Origin of the sequence: Xenophilus arseniciresistens (assembly GCF_028023875.1) — a bacterium.
GTDB classification, from domain to species: Bacteria; Pseudomonadota; Gammaproteobacteria; order Burkholderiales; family Burkholderiaceae_C; genus Xenophilus; species Xenophilus arseniciresistens.
Window position 1 is genome coordinate 84,783 of record NZ_JAQIPB010000007.1, and the last position, 17,351, is coordinate 102,133.

A 17,351-nucleotide genomic window follows, 5' to 3' on the forward strand; every position below is an offset into this window, starting at 1 on the left:
GGAAAGAGGGGGGCCGGCTCAGGCCGCGGCGGTTTCCTGCTGGCGGCTCAGCAGGTCCAGCGCCACGTCGACGATCATGTCTTCCTGGCCGCCGACCATGCGGCGCCGGCCCAGTTCGACCAGGATGTCCACGGTCTTGAGGCCGTACTTCGCGGCCGCGGCTTCGGAATGCCGCAGGAAGGAGCTGTAGACGCCCGCGTAGCCCAGCGCCAGGGTTTCGCGGTCCACGCGCACCGGGCGGTCCTGCAGCGGGCGCACGATGTCGTCGGCCGCGTCCATCAGCCGGTGCAGATCGGTGCCGTGGGCCCAGCCCAGGCGCTCGGCCGCTGCGACGAACACTTCCAGCGGCGCATTGCCCGCGCCGGCGCCCATGCCGGCCAGGCTGGCGTCGATGCGGTCGCAGCCTTCCTCGACCGCCACGATGGAGTTCGCCACGCCCAGGCTCAGGTTGTGGTGGGCATGCATGCCGGTCTGCGTCTCGGGACGCAGCAGGTCCTTGAACGCGCGAAAGCGATCGCGCACGTCCTGCATGCCCAACGCGCCGCCGGAATCCACCACGTAGCAGCAGGTCGCCCCGTAGCTTTCCATCAGCCGGGCCTGCTGCGCCAGGGCCTGCGGCGTGGTCATGTGGCTCATCATCAGGAAGCCCACGGCCTCCATGCCCAGGTGGCGGGCGTACTCGATGTGCTGCCTGGACACGTCGGCCTCGGTGCAGTGCGTGGCCACGCGCACCACGCGCACGCCGGCCTCGTAGGCTGCCTTCAAGTCATGCACGGTGCCGATGCCCGGCAGCAGCAGCGTGGCGATCTTTGAGTGCTTCACGACGCTGGCGACGGCGGCGATCCACTCCAGGTCGGTGTGTGCGCCGAAGCCGTAGTTGAAGCTCGAGCCCTGCAGGCCGTCGCCATGCGCGACTTCGATCGAATCGACCCGCGCCTCGTCCAGCGCGCGGGCGATCTGCCGGGCCTGCTCCAGGCTGTACTGGTGGCGCACGGCATGGCTGCCGTCGCGCAGGGTCACGTCGGAGATGTAGATTTTCCGGGGGGTCATCGGGCGGGTCTCCTTAAACGGCCACTGGCGTTGCGCGGGCGCCGGCGCGCATCACGGCTGCGATCTGCTCGGCCGTGCGCAGCGCGGCGCTGGTCATGATGTCGAGGTTGCCGGCATAGGCCGGCAGGTAGTGGGCCGCGCCCTCCACCTCCAGGAAGATCGAGGTCTTCAGGCCAGTGAGTGCGTCGCCCACGCCGGGGATCCGGATGGGGCGTTCGATGCGGTCGAACTGAACGGCCTGCTTGAGCCGGTAGCCTGGCACGTAAGCCTGCACGTCTGCCGCCATGCGCGCGACCGAGTCGGCGATGGCCGTTTCGTCGGCCGGCTCGCTGAGCGTGTAGACGGTGTCGCGCATGATCAGCGGCGGCTCGGCCGGGTTCATGATGATGATGGCCTTGCCCTTGGCGGCGCCGCCCACCACTTCGATGGCCTTGGAGGTGGTCTCGGTGAACTCGTCGATGTTGGCGCGCGTGCCGGGGCCGGCGCTCTTGCTGGCAATGCTGGCGATGATCTCGCCGTAGTGCACGCGGGCCACGCGTGAGACGGCCGCCACCATCGGAATGGTGGCCTGGCCGCCGCAGGTGACCATGTTGAGGTTCGACGCGTCGAGGTGCTGCGCACCGTTGACCACGGGGATGCAGTACGGGCCGATGGCCGCGGGCGTGAGGTCGATGACGCGGATGCCGGGCTTGGCCGCGCGCAGCAGCGCATCGTTCTTCGGATGGGCGCCGGCCGAGGTGGCGTCGAACACGAAGTCGATGTCTGCGAACTCGGGCATGCGCAGCAGGCCTTCCACGCCTTCGTGCGTGGTCGCCACGCCCATGCGGCCGGCGCGCGCCAGGCCGTCGGAGGCCGGGTCGATGCCGACCATGGCGCTGATGGAAAGGTTCTGGCCGTGGCGCAGGATCTTGATCATCAAGTCCGTGCCGATGTTGCCGCTGCCGATGATGGCGGCCTTGAGTTTGTTGTCTGCTTGGGTCATGGGGCTGGAGTGTGGGAAGGCTTCTCAGGCCGCGAAGCGGGCGCGCACGCTGCCGATGCCGCTGATGCTGGCTTCGAAGGCATCACCGGCCCGGGCCGGAACCATGGGGCCGAGCGCGCCGGTCATGACGAGGTCGCCTGCCCGCAGGGGCTCGCCCAGCGCGGCCATCTTGCGCGCCAGCCACACCGCGGCGTTGAGCGGGTGGCCCAGGCAGGCGGCGCCCGAACCCTCCGAGACCACCTCATCGCCGCGCTGCATGCGCATCGTGCACAGCTTCAGGTCCAGGCCCTGAAGCCGGATGGGCACCGCGCCGAGCACCACGGCGCCGCTGGAAGCGTTGTCGGCGACCGTGTCGACGAAGCGGATGTTCCAGTCGGCGATGCGGCTGCCGACGATCTCGATGGCCGGCAGCACGTAGGCGGTGGCGGCGATCACATCGACCAGCGTTGCGTCGGCATGGACGATGTCCCTGTCCAGCACCAGCGCGATCTCGGCTTCGACCTTGGGCTGCAGCACGGCCCGGGCCGGCACTGCTTCGTCGTCGCCGTAGACCATGTCGGCAAACAGCGTGCCGAAGTCGGGCTGGTCGACGCCCAACTGCTTCTGCACGGCCAGCGAGGTCAGGCCGATCTTGCGGCCGACGATTCGTTGGCCCTGCTGTTGCTGCGCGAAGCGCACGTTCGCGCGCTGCACGGCATAGGCCGCGTCGCCGTCGGGGATCTCCTCGCGCAGCGGGGCGATGGGGCTTCCGGTCGCTTGCGCCTGGCGCAGGCGCAGCGCCCAGGCTTCGATCTGTTCGGGAGTGCTGGGGGTGCCGCTGGGCATGTCAATTCCTTTCAACAAACAAGATGCCGTAGCCGGCGATGAACTCGGGGATGGCCTGGTAGTGGCGCAGGCGGCAGTGCGTGGCGCCGCTGGCGCCCAGCGCCGCGCGGGCGACCAGCCAGGTCTTGGATTCGTGCGCAGACAGCCCCGCGCGCGCATCGATTGAGGCTTCGGGCCACTGCAGCAGCGGCCCGAAGGCACCCGATTCCATGGCGTCCATCCACTGCCGGTCCCACTCGGGGTTCAGGGCCTTCATGCCGGAACTGCCGCTGGCCAGCGCCATGCCCGCCGCCATCACGCGCTGCGTCTTGACTTCGCGCTCGGCCGGCGTGGGCTCCTGCCGCACGGTGATGCGTTCGCGCACTGCTGGGTCCGGATGGCTCAGCGTGGGCACCGGCGGCTCGTGCGAAAGGCCGCCCGAGCCGATGAGCAGCGTGCGTTCGGGCAGGCCGTCGAGGAAGCGGCCGATCTCCAGGCCGAAGTCGCGGCAGCGGCCCAGGCGCGGAATGCCGGGCTGGGCCACGGCGTTCAGGAAGATGGGAATGAGCGGGGGCGTCTCGAGCGCGTCGCCCCACAGGAACTGCAGGGCTTGCGCGAAGCCGTGGTCCACGCGCATGCGCCGTGAGACGGCCATGTCGAAGTCCGCGTCCATCAGGTGTTCGGCCAGCGCGACGGCGGCATCGCCATCGACGTTCAGCGGGCCGGCCGGCGTCAGGTAGTCGCCCACGGCGGTTGCCGCGCTGCCGATGCACAGCGGCGGCATCAGCTCGTTGAAAAAGCCGTTGTAGTGGTCGGGGCCGACCAGCACCACGCGCTGCGGATCGAAGGCCTGCACCGCGGCGCGCGTGGCCGCGATGGCCTGCTCCAGTTCGCTCAGAACCTCGGGAGCCACCGGGTTGAGACCCAGCAGCGGCGTGTGGGACATGCCCAGAAATGCGCGGTGTGTTGGCACTTGTCGTCTCCTAGTGGACGAATTCTGGAAGCAAATCCGCGCCAGCAGGGTGCACATGGTGCACCTTGCGCGATGCCATCGTTGTTCCGGCCGGACGCGACTCTTAGCATTCGTGCCACTCAAGACGCATCGGATCGACAGGAGACCCCCACGCATGGAAACCCCAACTCCCACAAGCTTCGCCACGATGGTGGACGAGCAGGCCGCCGAGTTCCGCGTGCAGACCGCGGCCTACCGGGGGCCGACCGTTTTCGAGGCCGAGATGGACCGCATCTTCTACAAGAGCTGGGTCTATCTCTGCCACGAAAGCGAAGTCGAAAAGCCCGGCGATTTCAAGTCCACGCAGATCGGCACGCGACCAGTGATCGTGGCGCGCGACCGTGATGGCCAGATCCACGCTTCGCTCAACGCCTGCCCGCATCGCGGCGCCACCGTGTGCCGCGAGGAAAAGGGCAACACCCGCGCTTTTGTGTGCCCGTACCACGGCTGGTCTTTCCGGCCCTCGGGCGCGCTCATCGGCATTCCCGACGAGGCCCGCTATGCGGAAGGCTTCTGCAAGACCGACAAGAACCTGAAGGCCGTGCCGCGCGTCGCCAGCTACGGTGGCCTGGTGTTCGGCTCCTTCAACGCGGAGGTGGTCGACCTGGAGACCTGGCTGGGCGGGGTGAAAAAGCACATCGACATCTGGCTCAAGCGCGCGAGCGGCAGCCGCTATCGCGTGGCCACCTCCCACAAGTACGGCTACGACGGCAACTGGAAGTTCCAGACCGAGAACATCTACGACGGCTACCACCCCGGCTTCGTGCACGGCTCGGCCTTCCGGACCGTCAAGAAGTTCGAAGGCTCCTTCGTCAACCGCGAGCTCAACACCGCGGTGCGCCAGCAGGGCTTCACGCGCGGCTATCCCGAAGGCCACGGCACCCTGGAAGCCGGTGCGCCGCTGGAGTCCGGCGGCATCGACGCGCAGGTGCTGGCCGACTACGAAGGCCAGCTGCGCGAGCGCTATGGCGAGGAGGGCGCGGCCGAGGTGCTGACAAATCGGCAGTTCCTGGTGTTCCCGAACCTGGCGATCTTCGACTTCAACATCCGCGTCATCCAGCCCGTCAGCCATGACCGCACGGAAGTGATCTCGTACCCGGTGCTGATCGAGGACGCGCATGAGCAGATCAACTCCAACCACATGCTCGATGCGCAGACGCGCGTGGGCACGGCGGGCATCCTGTCGGCCGACGACATCGACGTGTTCGCGGGCGGGCAGAACGCGCTGAAGGCGGGCGGTTTCGACTGGATCACGCTCAGCCGCGGGCTGGCGAAGGAAGAGATCAAGGACGACGGCGAGCGCGTGGGCGTCTACAGCGACGAAACGCCTCAGCGCGCCTTCTGGCGGCGCTGGAAGGCCATGATGGGGGCAGCGGCGTGAAGCGGGAGCAAGGCATGCAAGAGACGATCCAATCCCTGGTTCAACGCGAGTGCAGGCTGCTGGACGAAGGCCGGCTCGACGACTGGCTGCAGCTGTATGCGCAGGACGCTACCTACTGGGTGCCCATCGACGAGAACGCCGATCCGCTCAAGGAGTCTTCGGTGATCTTCGACGACCATCTGCGGCTGGCCATGCGGGTCGAGCAGATCATGCGCCAGAAGCGCGTGTCGCAGACGCCCGGCTCGCAGTCGATGCGCATGGTCTCCAACCTCGAGGTGACGGACCTGGGAGACGGCCAGGCGCAAGCGCGCTATGCGATGGCGGTGTTCGAGGTGCGATCGGGCGACTGGCGCCAGCAGGGCCTGGGGCAGACGCGCATCTTTCCGGGCCACTGCACGATGAGGTTCCGGCAGCACGAGGGCGACTGGAAGATCACCAACAAAACCCTGGTGCTGCTCAACCGCAAGCAGCCCATCGTCGGCCTGTCCTTCATCCTGTAGCGACCGGCTCCGCTCTGCGGTGCGTCCGGCACGCCGGGGCGTCGCGCTCCCCCACGACACAAGCATTCAAAGAGACATGAATAAAAGCCTGACCCACACCCTGACGCTCGCCCTTGCCGCCACGCTCGCGATGGCGAGCGCGCAGGCGCAGCCCGACTTTCCCAACAAGGCCGTGAAGCTCGTCGTGCCCTTCGCGCCCGGCGGGTCCTCCGACAGCTCGGCGCGCATCCTGGCCGAGCAGCTTTCGGTGAAATGGAAGCAGCCCGTCATCATCGAGAACAAGCCCGGCGCCAACGGTTCGCTGGCGGCTTCGTTCGTGGCCAAGTCGCCCGCCAACGGCTACACGATCCTCTACACGCCCGTGTCCATCGGCACGATCAAGCTCTTCGTCAAGAGCCCCGGTTTCGACCCCCTGAAGGACCTGACGCCCGTGACGCAGGTGGCGCGCGGCGATTACGTGCTGAACGTGCAGAAGGACCTGCCGGTCAACACCATCGGCGAGTTCGCCGACTATGCGCGCAACAACGCCGGCAAGGTCTTCCACGGCTCCTTCGGCGGCGCCTCGCAGATGGCCTTCGAGCAGCTCGCGGGCATGCTGAAGTTCAAGGCGATCGACGTGCCCTATCGCGGCGAGGCGCCGGCCTTTGCGGCGCTGATCGGCGGCGAGACCCATGCCATGTTCTCGACCCTGACCACGGCACGGCCCTTCATCGAGGCCGGCCGCGTCAAGGCGCTGGGCCTGGCCTCCAAGTCGCGCTCCCCGCTCGCGCCCGACATCAAGTCGGCGGACGAAAGCGGCGCCAAGGGCTTCCATGTCGACTTCTGGTTCGGCCTCACGGTGCCTGCCGGCACGCCGCCGGAGGTGGTGCAGAAGCTCAATGCCGACGTGAACGAGGTGCTGGCGCGCGCAGAGGTCAAGGAGCGCTTCCTCGGCATGGGCCTGAGCGCCGCACCGACGAGCCCGCAGGAGTTCGGGAAGATCATCAAGTACGAGAGCGAACGCTGGGTCGACACGGCCCGGCGCATCGGTCTGCAGCCTCAATAAGGGGACGGTGCATGCTTGCCCTGTGCAAAGTCGAACGCGGCCCCAACGGCCTGGCGGTGCTGGAACGCGCACCGCGGGAGCCTGCGGAAGGTGAAATCCAGCTCAAGGTCCATGCGGCCGGCGTCTGCGGCACTGACATGTCGGTCTACCACGACGCGGGCGCCTTCGCCCGGCGCGTGAAGCTGCCCACCACGCTGGGCCACGAGATGAGCGGCACGGTGGTGCACGTCGGCCCCGGCGTGCATTCGGTGAAGGTGGGCGACCTGGTCAGCATCGACAGCCACATCCCCTGCTGGGAATGCCGCGCCTGCCGCACGGGCCGCGCCCATGTCTGCCCGAACACGCGCTACCCCGGCATCGACATCGACGGCGCCTTTGCGCAGTACCTCACCGTGCCAGCCGCCATCGCCTGGGTCAATCCGCCGGGCACCTCGGTGGTGGATGCGGCCCTGCTGGAGCCGCTGGGCATCGCGGTGCATGCCACGCTGGAAGGCTCGGGCGTGAGCGGACAGACCGTGGTGGTCAACGGCTGCGGGCCCATCGGCCTCATGAACGTCGCCGTCGCCCGCCACTTCGGCGCGCGGCGCGTCATCGTGGTGGAACCCAACGCGGCGCGGCGCGCCACGGCCGAGCGCATGGGCGCCGACGTGCTCATCGACCCCGTGGCGCAGCCCCCGGCGGGCGTGGTGCAGGCGCTGACCGGCGGCGCGGGCGCGGACGTGGTCTTCGAGTACACCGGCAGCGCGCAGGGCGTGCACAACTGCTTTGCCATGGTGGGCGCGCTGGGCGACGTGCGCTGGTGCGCCACGCCCTCGGCCCCGATGGAGTTCGACTTCGGTGCGTGGCGCAAGGGCCGCCCGACGATCTACAACATCCATGGCCGCCGCTTCTGGGACACCTGGGAGGTGGCGGCGCCGCTGGTCTACGACAAGCGCATCGACCTGGCGCCCATCGCGAGCCACCAGGTGCCCCTGGCCGAAGGCGCGCGCGCCTTCGAGCTGATCCTGAGCGGCGACGCAGTCAAGCCGGTGATCCTCTGTGACTGAGACGGTAGAAGAAAGCACCCTGCCGCTGCGCGTGCAGCGCATCGACGACGTCGCGCTGGGCGTCAAGGCCTTCGAGATGGCCCACGCGGACGGCCTGCCGCTGCCGCCCGCGCAGGCGGGCGCGCACATCGAACTCCAGTTGCCCGGCGGGCTGGCGCGCAGCTACTCGCTGCTCAACGCGCCGGGCGAGACGCAGCGCTACGTGATCGCCGTGCATCGCACGCCCGACAGCGCGGGCGGCTCGCGGCACATGCACGAGTCGCTGAACGTGGGCGATGCGCTCGTCGCGAGCGCGCCGCGCAACCACTTCGCGCTGGACGAGGCGGCCCGGCACACCTGCCTGATCGCCGGCGGCATCGGCATCACGCCGCTGCTGTCCATGGCTCACCGGATGAACGCCACGGGCCAATCCTGGGAACTGCATGTGTGCGCGCGAACGCCGGCGCATGCGGCCTTCGCTGACGAGGTGCGCGCGCTGGCGGCGGCAGGTGCCAACGCCTCCTGCCACTTCCACTTCGACCAGGTGCCGGGCGGGCAGCCGCTGGACATCGACGCGCTGGTCCGCAGCCAGCCCGATGACGTCCACTTCTACTGCTGCGGCCCCACGGGCATGCTCGCGGGCTTCGAAGCCGCCACCGCGCATTGCGCGCAGCGGCGCCATGTCGAGTACTTCGCGGCCAAGGCCGAGGCAGCCGTGGCCGGCGGCTTCTCGGTCGAGCTGGCGCGCAGCAGGCTGACGCTGGAAGTCCCGCCGGGCCGCTCCATCCTCGACGTGGTCCTGGACGCCGGGATCGCGGTGGCGACCTCCTGCCGCGAAGGCATCTGCGGAAGCTGCGAGACGCGCATCCTCGAAGGGGAGGCCGACCACCGCGACGCACTGCTCTCGCCCGAGGAGCAGGCGCTGAACCAGAGCATGATGATTTGCTGCTCGGGTGCCAGAAGCCGCAAGCTGGTGCTTGACCTGTAGCGCCGCAGGGTTGCGGGGCCTGCCCCCGGATGCGGCGGGCAGGGGACGGGGATACTCCGGCCTCCCTCTCTCGAGCGCTCCTGCAGGCACAAAAAAGAACATCAGGGATTGGCATGTCTGGCTGGCCTTCACGCTCTTGGTGGCGGGCGTGGGCATGGGCGCGAGCCTGTTCCTGGTCAAGCGCGCTGCGGCCTGAAGTGGGTAAAGTCGCGGTTCGCGCGCGGCGCCTGTGCAGCGCCAGCGCGCCTTCAACTTCATCACCTGCCTGATCTTTCCATGTGTGGAGCCGAACTCCAGGCGCTGCCCGAAGGCGTGCAGCGCGTCGCCCGTCATCTGCAGGATGCCGGCCATGCCCATGTCCCGCGCATGCTCGATGACGCCGCGCGCACTGCCCAGCAGGCGGCCGACGCGCTGGGCATCGCGCTCGGGCAGATCGCCAAGAGCATCATCTTCAAGCGCAAGTCTGACGGCGTGGCAGTGCTGGTCATCACCTCGGGCGACCGGCGCGTGGACGAGAAGAAGGTGGACGCGCTGGTGGGCAAGACCGGCCGCGCCGATGCCGAATTCGTGAAGGCCCGCACGGGCTTTTCCATCGGCGGCGTGTCGCCCGTCGCGCATCTGGAAAAGCCCGTGGTGCTGATCGACGCCGAGCTGTTCCGCTTCGACGAGATCTGGGCCGCGGCCGGCCATCCGCATGCCGTGTTCCGCCTGCGGCCGCAAGACCTGGCCGCGCTGACCGGCGGCGCACCGGTGGCCGATGTGGTGCAGGCCCCTGTGGCGGGCTGAGGGCGGGTGTGATGTCCCAGGGCTTGCCCGGCCACCATGACGATCCGCATGCGGTGCTGCGCGAACGCGCGCTGCAGGTGTGCGCACAGCCGCCGGCCGAGGACGCTCCCGTGCCTTCGCCCTGCGTATCGGTGTGCAGGCTCGACCCGGAGCGCATGGGCTGCGAAGGCTGCCTGCGCACGCTCGACGAGATCCGCGCCTGGCGCACGATGGACGACGCGCAGCGCCTGGCCGTGTGGCGCCTGATCGAGATGCGACTTTCAGCCCTGCAGGAGACACCCACGCCATGAAGCACATCGACTTCTACCTGGACTTCATCTCGCCCTACGCCTACCTGGCCTTCGAGCACCTGCCGCAGGCGCTCGAAGGGCTGAGCTACAGCGTGGACTACCGGCCCGTGCTGCTGGGCGCGGTGATCCGCCACCACGGCCAGTTGGGGCCCGCGGAGATTCCGGTCAAGCGCAGCTGGACCTACCGACATGTGATGTGGCTGGGGCACGCGCACGGCATTCCCATCGACATGCCGGCCACCCACCCCTACAACCCCTTGCCGCACCTGCGGCTGGCGCTGGCGGCCAGCGGTGCGGCCCACACCAGCCGGCTGTTGACCGAGACCCTGTTTCGCGAGGTCTGGCGCGGAGGCGCCGAGGCGGCCGACCCGGCACGGCTGGCGGCGCTGCAGGCCCGGCTGGCGCCCGCGCTCGCGCCCGACGACGCGGCCGTCAAGGCCCGGCTCAAGGCCAACACCGAAGAAGCGCTGGCGCGCGGCGTCTTCGGCGTGCCGGCCTTCGTGGTGGACGAACAGCTGTTCTGGGGCTTCGACAGCCTGCCCGCGCTGCGCGCCTATCTGCAGGGCGACCCGTGGTTCGCCGGCCCGCAGTGGCGCGATGCGGACCAGCGGCCTTCGGCACTGGCCCCCGCCGCGCCGCGCGCCTGAGCGGCGCACGGCGATTGGCGAGCGGCACCCCTCGATCGGTGCCTGCGCCTGTCGCGCGGCGCCACTCAGTGCTTTCCCGAGGAGGGGGCCTGGAAGGTGCGCATTCCTGCATGCTGAAAAAAAAGGCGCGGGTTAGTCTCTAAATCGTCAGGAACGGTTCAGTTTGGCGCAAGGAATCGGTCAGTCGGCCTCCCAAGAATGCGTGCAGGCCTGAGCGATGGGCCCGGGGATGTGCGTCACGGATCGCGCGGCATGCCGCGCGTGCATGCGTGAAGCGCACCCCAACCAGCAATTCAAGACATCGAGGAGACAAGCATGGCAGCCACACTGGATTCGAAGGGAGTGCCGCATCCCGCGCCACGACCCATGTCCGCCGAGGAGAAGAAAGTCATCTTCGCCTCGTCACTCGGCACGGTGTTCGAGTGGTACGACTTCTACCTGTACGGATCGCTGGCGGCCATCATCGCCAAGCAGTTCTTCAGCGGCCTGGATGCAGGCGCTGCCTTCATCTTCGCGCTGCTGGCCTTCGCGGCGGGCTTCCTGGTGCGGCCCTTCGGCGCCATCGTGTTCGGTCGCCTGGGCGACATGATCGGGCGCAAGTACACCTTCCTGGTCACCATCCTGATCATGGGCCTGTCGACCTTCATCGTCGGCCTGCTGCCCAGCTACGCCACCATCGGCGTGGCCGCGCCGGTGATCCTGATCGTGCTGCGCATGCTGCAGGGCCTGGCCCTGGGCGGTGAGTACGGCGGCGCCGCCACCTATGTGGCCGAGCACGCGCCGCACGGCAAGCGCGGGGCCTACACCTCGTGGATCCAGACCACCGCGACGCTGGGCCTGTTCCTGTCGCTGCTGGTGATCCTCGGCGTGCGCACCGCGCTGGGAGAGCAGGCCTTCGGCGACTGGGGCTGGCGCATTCCCTTCCTGGTCTCCATCCTGCTGCTGGGGATCTCGGTGTGGATCCGCCTGAGCCTGAATGAATCGCCGGCCTTCCAGAAGATGAAGTCCGAAGGCAAGACCTCCAAGGCGCCGCTGGCCGAATCCTTCGGCCAATGGAAGAACCTCAAGATCGTGATCCTGGCGCTGGTGGGCCTGACGGCCGGCCAGGCGGTGGTCTGGTACACGGGCCAGTTCTACGCGCTGTTCTTCCTCACGCAGCAGCTCAAGGTCGATGCCACCACGGCCAACCTGATGATCGCGGCCGCCTTGCTGCTGGGCACGCCCTTCTTCATCGTCTTCGGCTCGCTCTCCGACAAGATCGGCCGCAAGCCCATCATCATGGCCGGCTGCCTGCTGGCGGTGGTCACCTACTTCCCGGTTTTCAAGATGCTGACCGAGGCCGCCAACCCCGATCTGGCACGCGCCCAGGCCACGGCCGGCGTGACGGTCACGGCCGACCCGGCGACCTGCTCCTTCCAGGGCAATCCGGTGGCGCGCGAGATCGACTTCAAGAGCTCGTGCGACATCGCCAAGCGCTACCTCGTGCAGAACTCGGTGAGCTACGAGAACGTGGCTGGCCCGGCCGGCTCACCTGCGGTGGTGAAGATCGGCGAGAAGAGCGTCACGGCGCCCGTGGGCAACGTGGTCAACCTGAAGTTCGACGAAGCCTCGGCCAAGTCCATCGCCGCTTTCAAGAAGGAAGTGGCCGACGACCTGAAGCTGGCCGGCTACCCGGCCAAGGCCGACCCGGCCAAGATGAACAAGGTGATGATGATCGTCATCCTGTTCTGGCTGGTGCTGCTGGTGACCATGGTCTACGGCCCCATCGCGGCCATGCTGGTGGAGCTGTTCCCCACGCGCATCCGCTACACCTCGATGAGCCTGCCGTATCACATCGGCAATGGCTGGTTCGGCGGCCTGCTGCCCACCACCTCTTTCGCCATCGTGGCCTCCACCGGCAACATGTACAACGGCCTGTGGTACCCGATCGTCATCGCCGGCATCACGCTGGTGGTGGGCACGCTCTTCGTGCGTGAGACGAAGGACGTGGACATCTACGCCAATGATTGAGTAGCAACCCCCAGGCCGCTTCGCGGCTCCCCCTTCTGATTCCCGAAGGGGGCGCACCCGGAGGCCCGGCAGAGCCGGTTCCTCGGGTGCTCTGAGTGCTTCGCTGTGCTCGCCGGGGCGGGCTGGACGCCCACCCTGAATTTTTCAGCTCACCTCTCCATCTGAAGGACTAACCCATGTGGAAGATCGTCGTCGGCTTTGTCATCTTTGCCGCCATTTCCCTGTTCGTGATCATGAAGGCCGGCGACAAGATCGAGATGGGCGGCGAGCAGCACACGGGCGACATCCAGCACGCGCCCAGCACCACCACGCCGGCCAAGTAAGGCCCGCCCTGAACCGGTCCTGACCAAAAAAGAGAGGCCTCCAAGGAGGCCTCAAAAGTTGGAATAAGGGCGGTGCTCTATCAGGGAGGGAAAAGGCCCCGCCGTAGCGCACAAGGCGCCTTCCGGAAGCCCGAGGCTTGCACCTTGGGCTCGAGTTAATTCTAATTTCTTAGTTTTCCTGTGAATAGCCAAAAAGTCACAGAGCGTGGCGCGGGCAGTGGCGCACGGCGCATGATGTCTGATGGCCCGCTACCCTCAGCCTCTAGAACGCCGCCGTCTTCAACTCACCGTGCTGCACAAAAGCCGCCACATTGGCCAGCAGCAGATCGCCCATGGCGCGCCGGGTCTGCTGGGTGGCGCTGCCGATGTGGGGCAGCAGCACCACGTTGTCCAGTGCCATGAGCGCTTCGGGCACCTGCGGCTCGTGGGCGAAGACGTCGAGGGCGGCGCCGCCCAGTTGGCCTTGCTGCAGCGCCTGGACCAGCGCGGCTTCGTCCACCACCGAGCCGCGCGCGATGTTGACCAGGTAGCCCGCAGGGCCCAGCGCAGCCAGCACCTTGGCATCGACCAGTCCGCGCGTGGCTTCGCCGCCGGCGCAGGCCAGCACCAGAAAGTCGCACCACTGCGCCAGCGCTTCGAGCGAGGGCTCATGCGCGTGCGGCAGGCCGGCGACGGGCCGGCGCGTGTGGTAGCGGATCTCCATGTCGAAGCCCGCCAGGCGCCGCGCGATGGTCTGGCCGATGCGGCCCATGCCCAGCAGGCCCACGCGACGGCCGCTCACGCGCGTGCCCAGTGCGCCGGGGCCGCTGCGCGGCCAGTCGCCGCGGCGCACCAGGCGCTCGGCGCGGCCCATGCCGCGCGCCACGTCGATCATCAGGCCCACCGCAAGGTCGGCCACGCAGTCGTTGAGCACGTTGGGCGTGTTGCTGACGGCAATGCCGCGGCGCTGCGCGGCATCGAGGTCCAGCGTGTCCAGGCCCACGCCCAGGCTGCATACGGCACGCAGGGCGGGCAGCGCGGCCATCTGCGCATCGCTCACGCCTTCGGTGGCGGTGGTCACGAAGAGCGTGATCTGCGCAGCCTCCGGCGACGCGAGCAGGGCCTGCAGCTGGGCAGGCGTGGCGGCATCGAGGCTGCCGGGGTAGCTGTTCTGCAGCGCGGCCTTGAGCGGCGGCGGCACGGTGGGCGCGAGCAGCAGCAACAGGCGATGGGAGGGCTGGGCGTGGGTCATGCGTTCTTGGCTTGCAGGGCGGCGAAGGCTGCGAAGTCCACTTCGCGGAAGATGGCGTTGTGCTGGGCGCGCACCTGGTCGGCCTGCAGGCTGCGCGTACGGTAGGCCAGCCAGCGCGCGTCGGCTTCCAGCGCGGCGCGGCGTGCGTCGCGCTCGGCCAGGTCGCGGTAGCGCCAGGCATGCACCACCTGGTTCTGCTCGCCGATCTCGCTGGCCAGGTAGAGCACGGGTTCGCCCAGGTGGCTGACCTGGACGGCGCGGCCTTCCGCGGCATAGAGCGCAAGGAACTCGCGCATGGCACCCAGGCGCAGGGTGTAGGTTCGGACTTCGATGATCATTTTTTTGGTCTTTGATTTTTTCTGCTGCGCTCAACCCAGGTACCTGGGCAGCAGGAGCGTGATGGCCGGGAAGGCGATCAGCACCGCCAGGCGCAGCACGTCGGCCACCACGAAGGGCGCGATGCCGCGGTACATGGTGCGCAGCGGCACTTCGGGCAGCAGCTGCTTGAGCACGATGATGTTCATGCCCACGGGCGGCGTGATGAAGCTGATCTCGGTGACCACCACCACGATGATGCCGAACCAGATCAGGTCGAAGCCCAGGTGCTGCACCAGCGGGTAGAAGATGGGCACCGTCAGCAGCACCATCGACATGCTCTCGAGCAGGCAGCCCAGCACGATGTAGATGAAGCAGATGGCGACGATCACCAGCAGCGGGCTCAGGTTGAAGTGCGCCACCCATTCCTGCAGGTCGGTGGGCATGGTGGTGAAGTTGATGAAGTTGGCGAAGATCAGCGCGCCGATCAGCACCATGAACAGCGACCCCGTGGTGCGCGCCGATTCCAGCAGCACTTCCTTGAGCACGGCCCAGTTCAGCCGCCGGCGCAGCAGCGCGAACACGAAGGCGCCGCAGGCGCCGATGCCCGCCGCCTCGGTGGAGGTGAAGATGCCGCCGTAGATGCCGCCCATGACGATGCCGAAGAGCAGCAGCACGCCCCACACGTCGCGCAGGGCCTGTAGGCGCTGGCGCCAGTCCATGCGTGCGCCGGGCGGGCCGGCATCGGGCTGGCGCCAGATGGTCCAGCGCACGGCCAGCATGTAGAAGCCGATGGCCAGCAGGCCCGGCAGCACGCCGGCCGCAAACATCTTGCCGATGCTCTGCTCGGTCAGGATGCAGTACACCACCATCACCACCGAAGGCGGAATCAGGATGCCCAGGGTGCCGCCCGCCGCGATGGAAGCCGAGGCCAGCGCCGGGCTGTAGCCCAGGTTGCGCATCTCGGGATAGGCCACCTTGGACATGGTCGCCGCAGTGGCGAGGCTGGAGCCGCACACGGCGCCAAAGCCGCCGCAGGCCACCACGGTGGACATGGCCAGCCCGCCCTTGCGGTGGCCCAGAAAGGCGTAGGCCGCGCCGTAGAGTTCCTTGGACAGGCGCGCCTGGGTGATGAAGTTGCCCATCAGCACGAACAGCGGCACCACCGAGAGCATGTACTGGAAGCCGCTTTCGTAGACCACGGAGCCGGCCATGGAGTAGGCAGAATCCCAGTTGCGCAGATAGGCGGTGCCGGCCAGGCCCACCAGCGTCATGGCGAAGGCCACGGGCACCTGCAGCAGGATCAGCGCCAGCAGCACGGCAAAGCCGATCAGCGCCTCAAGCATGGGAAGCCTTTGCGCCGCGCAGGGTCTGCACGAAATGGCTGGCGTGCACCAGCGCGTTGAGGAACAGCATGGTGCTCATGAAGAAGACCACCGGCGCCAGCGGAATGCCGAGCATGGTGGTCTGGTCGTTGAATTCGGCCGCCGAGCGCGCCTGCTCCCAGGAGACGGCGCCCAGCAGCAGGCTGATGGCCGTGGCCGCCAGGTGGCTGAACAGCTGCTGCAGCCGCAGCGCGCGCGCGGGCAGTTGCGTGGCCAGCAGGTCCACCGCCACATGGCCATGCGCGCGCGTGGCCAGCACGATGCCGCTGAAGATCACGGCCACCATCAACACCTCGGTCAGCTCCACCGAGCCGCGCACGGGGAACTTGAAGACATAACGGCCCAGCACGTCCACCAAGGTGAGCAGGGCCAGGCCCGCCAGGCTCAGCTCGGCCACGCGGCGGATCAGCGCCTCGACAAGGACAAGAAGTTTTTGCATGCGGCAGTCCTTCCCGGTGGCCGCGCGCAGGCGCCACCGGGTGCTCGGTCAGATGAGTGAAGCTTCTTAGTTGCCCGCTTCGGCGCGCTTGAGTTCAGCGCGGAAGTCGGCCAGCACCTTGGGGCCGTCCAGTCCGGCCTTCTTGGCCGCATCCAGCCATTCCTGCTCGAACTTCGCGGTGCGCGCCTTCACGTCGGCAATCAGCTTGGGGCTGGCTTCGGTGAAGCTGACCTTGGCGGCCTTGAGCTTGGCCAGCGCGGCCTTGTCCTCGTCGCCCCAGGCCTTGCCGCCCATGCGCGCGATGTGCTCGCCCGAGAGCTTCATCAGTGTTTCGCGGTCACGCGGCTCCAGGCGCTCAAAAGCCTTTTCGTTCATCACGATGCCGTGCGAATCGGAATAGAGGCCGCCCGGGAAGGTGGTGGCGAACTTGATCACTTCGTCCAGCCGGAAGGAGGTGACCGACTCGGGCGGGAAGAACACGCCGTCCACCACGCCCGTGCTCAGCAGCTCATAGGACTCGGGCGCGGGCTTGACGATGGCATTGGCTTCCAGGGCGGTGGCCACGTCGGCCGACATGCCGCCGCCGATGCGCACCTTCAGGCCCTTGAAGTCCTCGATCTTCTCGACCTTGGTCTTGGTGGTGTACACGCCGCCCGGGCCGTGGCCGTACACGCCCAGCAGCTTCACGCCGCGGTGCTCGTTGGCCGCGCGCAGGTACTTGTCGTAGATGCGCCAGGTGGCCAGCGAGTTGGCTTCGGCCGAGTTGCCCGAGAAGGGCAGCGTGGGCAGCTTCATCAGGTCGAAGCGGCCCGGGTAGTAGGAATGCGAGACGAAGGCCAGGTCCACCGCGCCACGGCGCACGGCGTCCAGGTGGCCCACCGGGTTGGTCACGGCCTTGGGCAGGAAGTTGATCTTCACGCGGCCCTCGGTGGCTTTCTCCACCTCCTGGCCCCAGGGGATCATGAAGTTCTTCATGAGCACATGCGTGGGCGGGATCCAGCTGGAGTAGGCCAGCTCGACCGGCTTGTTCTGCTGCGCCGCCGCGGGCAGGGCGCAGAGCAGGCCGGTGGCTGCAACAACAAGACCGGCGAGAAGGGCATTCGTTTGAATTCGCATGGCAGGGTCTACAGGGCTAGGG

General features: G+C 68.0%; 19 protein-coding genes. 10 read left to right on the forward strand and 9 right to left on the reverse strand.

Translation table 11 applies throughout. The features are described 5' to 3' along the window. Positions 1–18: 18 nt before the first annotated feature. Genes dmpG through PGB34_RS15245 form a run of 4 tightly spaced genes read right to left on the reverse strand, consistent with a single transcriptional unit; the run spans position 19 to position 3,782 of the window. Positions 19–1,050, reverse strand: coding sequence for a 4-hydroxy-2-oxovalerate aldolase (gene dmpG / locus PGB34_RS15230; protein WP_271428953.1), 1,032 nt, complete (start codon positions 1,048–1,050; stop codon positions 19–21). Between the two features lie 13 nt (positions 1,051–1,063). Continuing rightward, the gene (locus tag PGB34_RS15235; RefSeq protein WP_271428954.1) at positions 1,064–2,032 is read right to left on the reverse strand and encodes an acetaldehyde dehydrogenase (acetylating); all 969 of its coding nucleotides are present in this window, start codon (positions 2,030–2,032) and stop codon (positions 1,064–1,066) included. A gap of 24 nt (positions 2,033–2,056) precedes the next feature. Beyond that, positions 2,057–2,857, reverse strand: a complete 801-nt coding sequence (gene mhpD / locus PGB34_RS15240; RefSeq protein WP_271428955.1) for a 2-keto-4-pentenoate hydratase — start codon at positions 2,855–2,857, stop codon at positions 2,057–2,059. 1 nt (position 2,858) lies between these two features. Beyond that, entirely contained in the window at positions 2,859–3,782 is a 924-nt protein-coding gene (locus PGB34_RS15245) for a 3-carboxyethylcatechol 2,3-dioxygenase (RefSeq protein ID WP_271428956.1), read from the reverse strand. A gap of 181 nt (positions 3,783–3,963) precedes the next feature. On the opposite strand from PGB34_RS15245, the gene PGB34_RS15250 reads away from it, so the two are divergent. From PGB34_RS15250 to PGB34_RS15295, 10 genes are all read left to right on the forward strand, one after another. Then, the gene (locus PGB34_RS15250; protein ID WP_271428957.1) at positions 3,964–5,229 is read left to right on the forward strand and encodes an aromatic ring-hydroxylating oxygenase subunit alpha; all 1,266 of its coding nucleotides are present in this window, start codon (positions 3,964–3,966) and stop codon (positions 5,227–5,229) included. 14 nt (positions 5,230–5,243) lie between these two features. After that, positions 5,244–5,729: an aromatic-ring-hydroxylating dioxygenase subunit beta gene (locus PGB34_RS15255; RefSeq protein ID WP_271428958.1), complete on the forward strand. Its 486-nt coding sequence runs from the start codon at positions 5,244–5,246 to the stop codon at positions 5,727–5,729. A 76-nt stretch (positions 5,730–5,805) separates the two neighbouring features. Next, complete coding sequence (locus tag PGB34_RS15260; protein ID WP_271428959.1) at positions 5,806–6,774, forward strand: Bug family tripartite tricarboxylate transporter substrate binding protein; 969 nt, start codon at positions 5,806–5,808, stop codon at positions 6,772–6,774. 11 nt (positions 6,775–6,785) lie between these two features. Beyond that, positions 6,786–7,820: an alcohol dehydrogenase catalytic domain-containing protein gene (locus tag PGB34_RS15265; RefSeq protein ID WP_271428960.1), complete on the forward strand. Its 1,035-nt coding sequence runs from the start codon at positions 6,786–6,788 to the stop codon at positions 7,818–7,820. Next, the gene (locus tag PGB34_RS15270; protein ID WP_271428961.1) at positions 7,813–8,787 is read left to right on the forward strand and encodes a PDR/VanB family oxidoreductase; all 975 of its coding nucleotides are present in this window, start codon (positions 7,813–7,815) and stop codon (positions 8,785–8,787) included. Before PGB34_RS15265 ends, PGB34_RS15270 begins: the two co-directional genes overlap by 8 nt. A 276-nt stretch (positions 8,788–9,063) precedes the next feature. Next, positions 9,064–9,573, forward strand: a complete 510-nt coding sequence (locus PGB34_RS15275) for a YbaK/EbsC family protein (RefSeq protein ID WP_271428962.1) — start codon at positions 9,064–9,066, stop codon at positions 9,571–9,573. An 11-nt stretch (positions 9,574–9,584) separates the two neighbouring features. Beyond that, positions 9,585–9,863, forward strand: coding sequence for a DUF1289 domain-containing protein (locus PGB34_RS15280; protein ID WP_271428963.1), 279 nt, complete (start codon positions 9,585–9,587; stop codon positions 9,861–9,863). Next, positions 9,860–10,510, forward strand: coding sequence for a 2-hydroxychromene-2-carboxylate isomerase (locus tag PGB34_RS15285; protein ID WP_271428964.1), 651 nt, complete (start codon positions 9,860–9,862; stop codon positions 10,508–10,510). The genes PGB34_RS15280 and PGB34_RS15285 overlap by 4 nt, the downstream gene beginning before the upstream one ends. Before the next feature lie 315 nt (positions 10,511–10,825). Then, on the forward strand, positions 10,826–12,520 hold the full coding sequence (locus tag PGB34_RS15290; protein WP_271428965.1) for an MFS transporter: 1,695 nt from the start codon (positions 10,826–10,828) through the stop codon (positions 12,518–12,520). A gap of 176 nt (positions 12,521–12,696) precedes the next feature. Then, positions 12,697–12,843, forward strand: a complete 147-nt coding sequence (locus tag PGB34_RS15295; protein WP_271428966.1) for a hypothetical protein — start codon at positions 12,697–12,699, stop codon at positions 12,841–12,843. Positions 12,844–13,105: 262 nt separating this feature from the next. Here PGB34_RS15295 and PGB34_RS15300 read toward each other — a convergent pair whose 3' ends face one another. The 5 genes from PGB34_RS15300 to PGB34_RS15320 form a co-directional block, all read right to left on the reverse strand. Further along, on the reverse strand, positions 13,106–14,074 hold the full coding sequence (locus PGB34_RS15300) for a 2-hydroxyacid dehydrogenase (protein WP_271428967.1): 969 nt from the start codon (positions 14,072–14,074) through the stop codon (positions 13,106–13,108). After that, a complete protein-coding gene (locus PGB34_RS15305) occupies positions 14,071–14,412 on the reverse strand; it encodes an NIPSNAP family protein (RefSeq protein ID WP_271428968.1) in 342 nt (113 codons plus the stop codon). The genes PGB34_RS15300 and PGB34_RS15305 overlap by 4 nt, the downstream gene beginning before the upstream one ends. Before the next feature lie 30 nt (positions 14,413–14,442). Then, a complete protein-coding gene (locus PGB34_RS15310) occupies positions 14,443–15,735 on the reverse strand; it encodes a TRAP transporter large permease (RefSeq protein ID WP_271428969.1) in 1,293 nt (430 codons plus the stop codon). Next, positions 15,728–16,213: a TRAP transporter small permease gene (locus PGB34_RS15315; protein WP_271428970.1), complete on the reverse strand. Its 486-nt coding sequence runs from the start codon at positions 16,211–16,213 to the stop codon at positions 15,728–15,730. Before PGB34_RS15315 ends, PGB34_RS15310 begins: the two co-directional genes overlap by 8 nt. A 66-nt stretch (positions 16,214–16,279) precedes the next feature. Next, entirely contained in the window at positions 16,280–17,329 is a 1,050-nt protein-coding gene (locus PGB34_RS15320; protein WP_271428971.1) for a TRAP transporter substrate-binding protein, read from the reverse strand. Between the last annotated feature and the right edge of the window lie 22 nt (positions 17,330–17,351).

Bases quoted from the DNA above. Each gene is read 5' to 3' on its own strand.
- PGB34_RS15295 (WP_271428966.1), top strand. From the start codon at position 12,697: ATGTGGAAGATCGTCGTCGGCTTTGTCATCTTTGCCGCCATTTCCCTG.
- PGB34_RS15290 (WP_271428965.1), top strand. From the start codon at position 10,826: ATGGCAGCCACACTGGATTCGAAGGGAGTGCCGCATCCCGCGCCACGA.
- PGB34_RS15310 (WP_271428969.1), bottom strand. From the start codon at position 15,735: ATGCTTGAGGCGCTGATCGGCTTTGCCGTGCTGCTGGCGCTGATCCTG.
- PGB34_RS15250 (WP_271428957.1), top strand. From the start codon at position 3,964: ATGGAAACCCCAACTCCCACAAGCTTCGCCACGATGGTGGACGAGCAG.
- mhpD (WP_271428955.1), bottom strand. From the start codon at position 2,857: ATGCCCAGCGGCACCCCCAGCACTCCCGAACAGATCGAAGCCTGGGCG.
- PGB34_RS15275 (WP_271428962.1), top strand. From the start codon at position 9,064: ATGTGTGGAGCCGAACTCCAGGCGCTGCCCGAAGGCGTGCAGCGCGTC.
- PGB34_RS15315 (WP_271428970.1), bottom strand. From the start codon at position 16,213: ATGCAAAAACTTCTTGTCCTTGTCGAGGCGCTGATCCGCCGCGTGGCC.
- PGB34_RS15305 (WP_271428968.1), bottom strand. From the start codon at position 14,412: ATGATCATCGAAGTCCGAACCTACACCCTGCGCCTGGGTGCCATGCGC.
- PGB34_RS15320 (WP_271428971.1), bottom strand. From the start codon at position 17,329: ATGCGAATTCAAACGAATGCCCTTCTCGCCGGTCTTGTTGTTGCAGCC.
- PGB34_RS15300 (WP_271428967.1), bottom strand. From the start codon at position 14,074: ATGACCCACGCCCAGCCCTCCCATCGCCTGTTGCTGCTGCTCGCGCCC.
- PGB34_RS15235 (WP_271428954.1), bottom strand. From the start codon at position 2,032: ATGACCCAAGCAGACAACAAACTCAAGGCCGCCATCATCGGCAGCGGC.
- PGB34_RS15285 (WP_271428964.1), top strand. From the start codon at position 9,860: ATGAAGCACATCGACTTCTACCTGGACTTCATCTCGCCCTACGCCTAC.
- PGB34_RS15260 (WP_271428959.1), top strand. From the start codon at position 5,806: ATGAATAAAAGCCTGACCCACACCCTGACGCTCGCCCTTGCCGCCACG.
- PGB34_RS15245 (WP_271428956.1), bottom strand. From the start codon at position 3,782: ATGTCCCACACGCCGCTGCTGGGTCTCAACCCGGTGGCTCCCGAGGTT.
- PGB34_RS15265 (WP_271428960.1), top strand. From the start codon at position 6,786: ATGCTTGCCCTGTGCAAAGTCGAACGCGGCCCCAACGGCCTGGCGGTG.
- PGB34_RS15255 (WP_271428958.1), top strand. From the start codon at position 5,244: ATGCAAGAGACGATCCAATCCCTGGTTCAACGCGAGTGCAGGCTGCTG.
- PGB34_RS15280 (WP_271428963.1), top strand. From the start codon at position 9,585: ATGTCCCAGGGCTTGCCCGGCCACCATGACGATCCGCATGCGGTGCTG.
- dmpG (WP_271428953.1), bottom strand. From the start codon at position 1,050: ATGACCCCCCGGAAAATCTACATCTCCGACGTGACCCTGCGCGACGGC.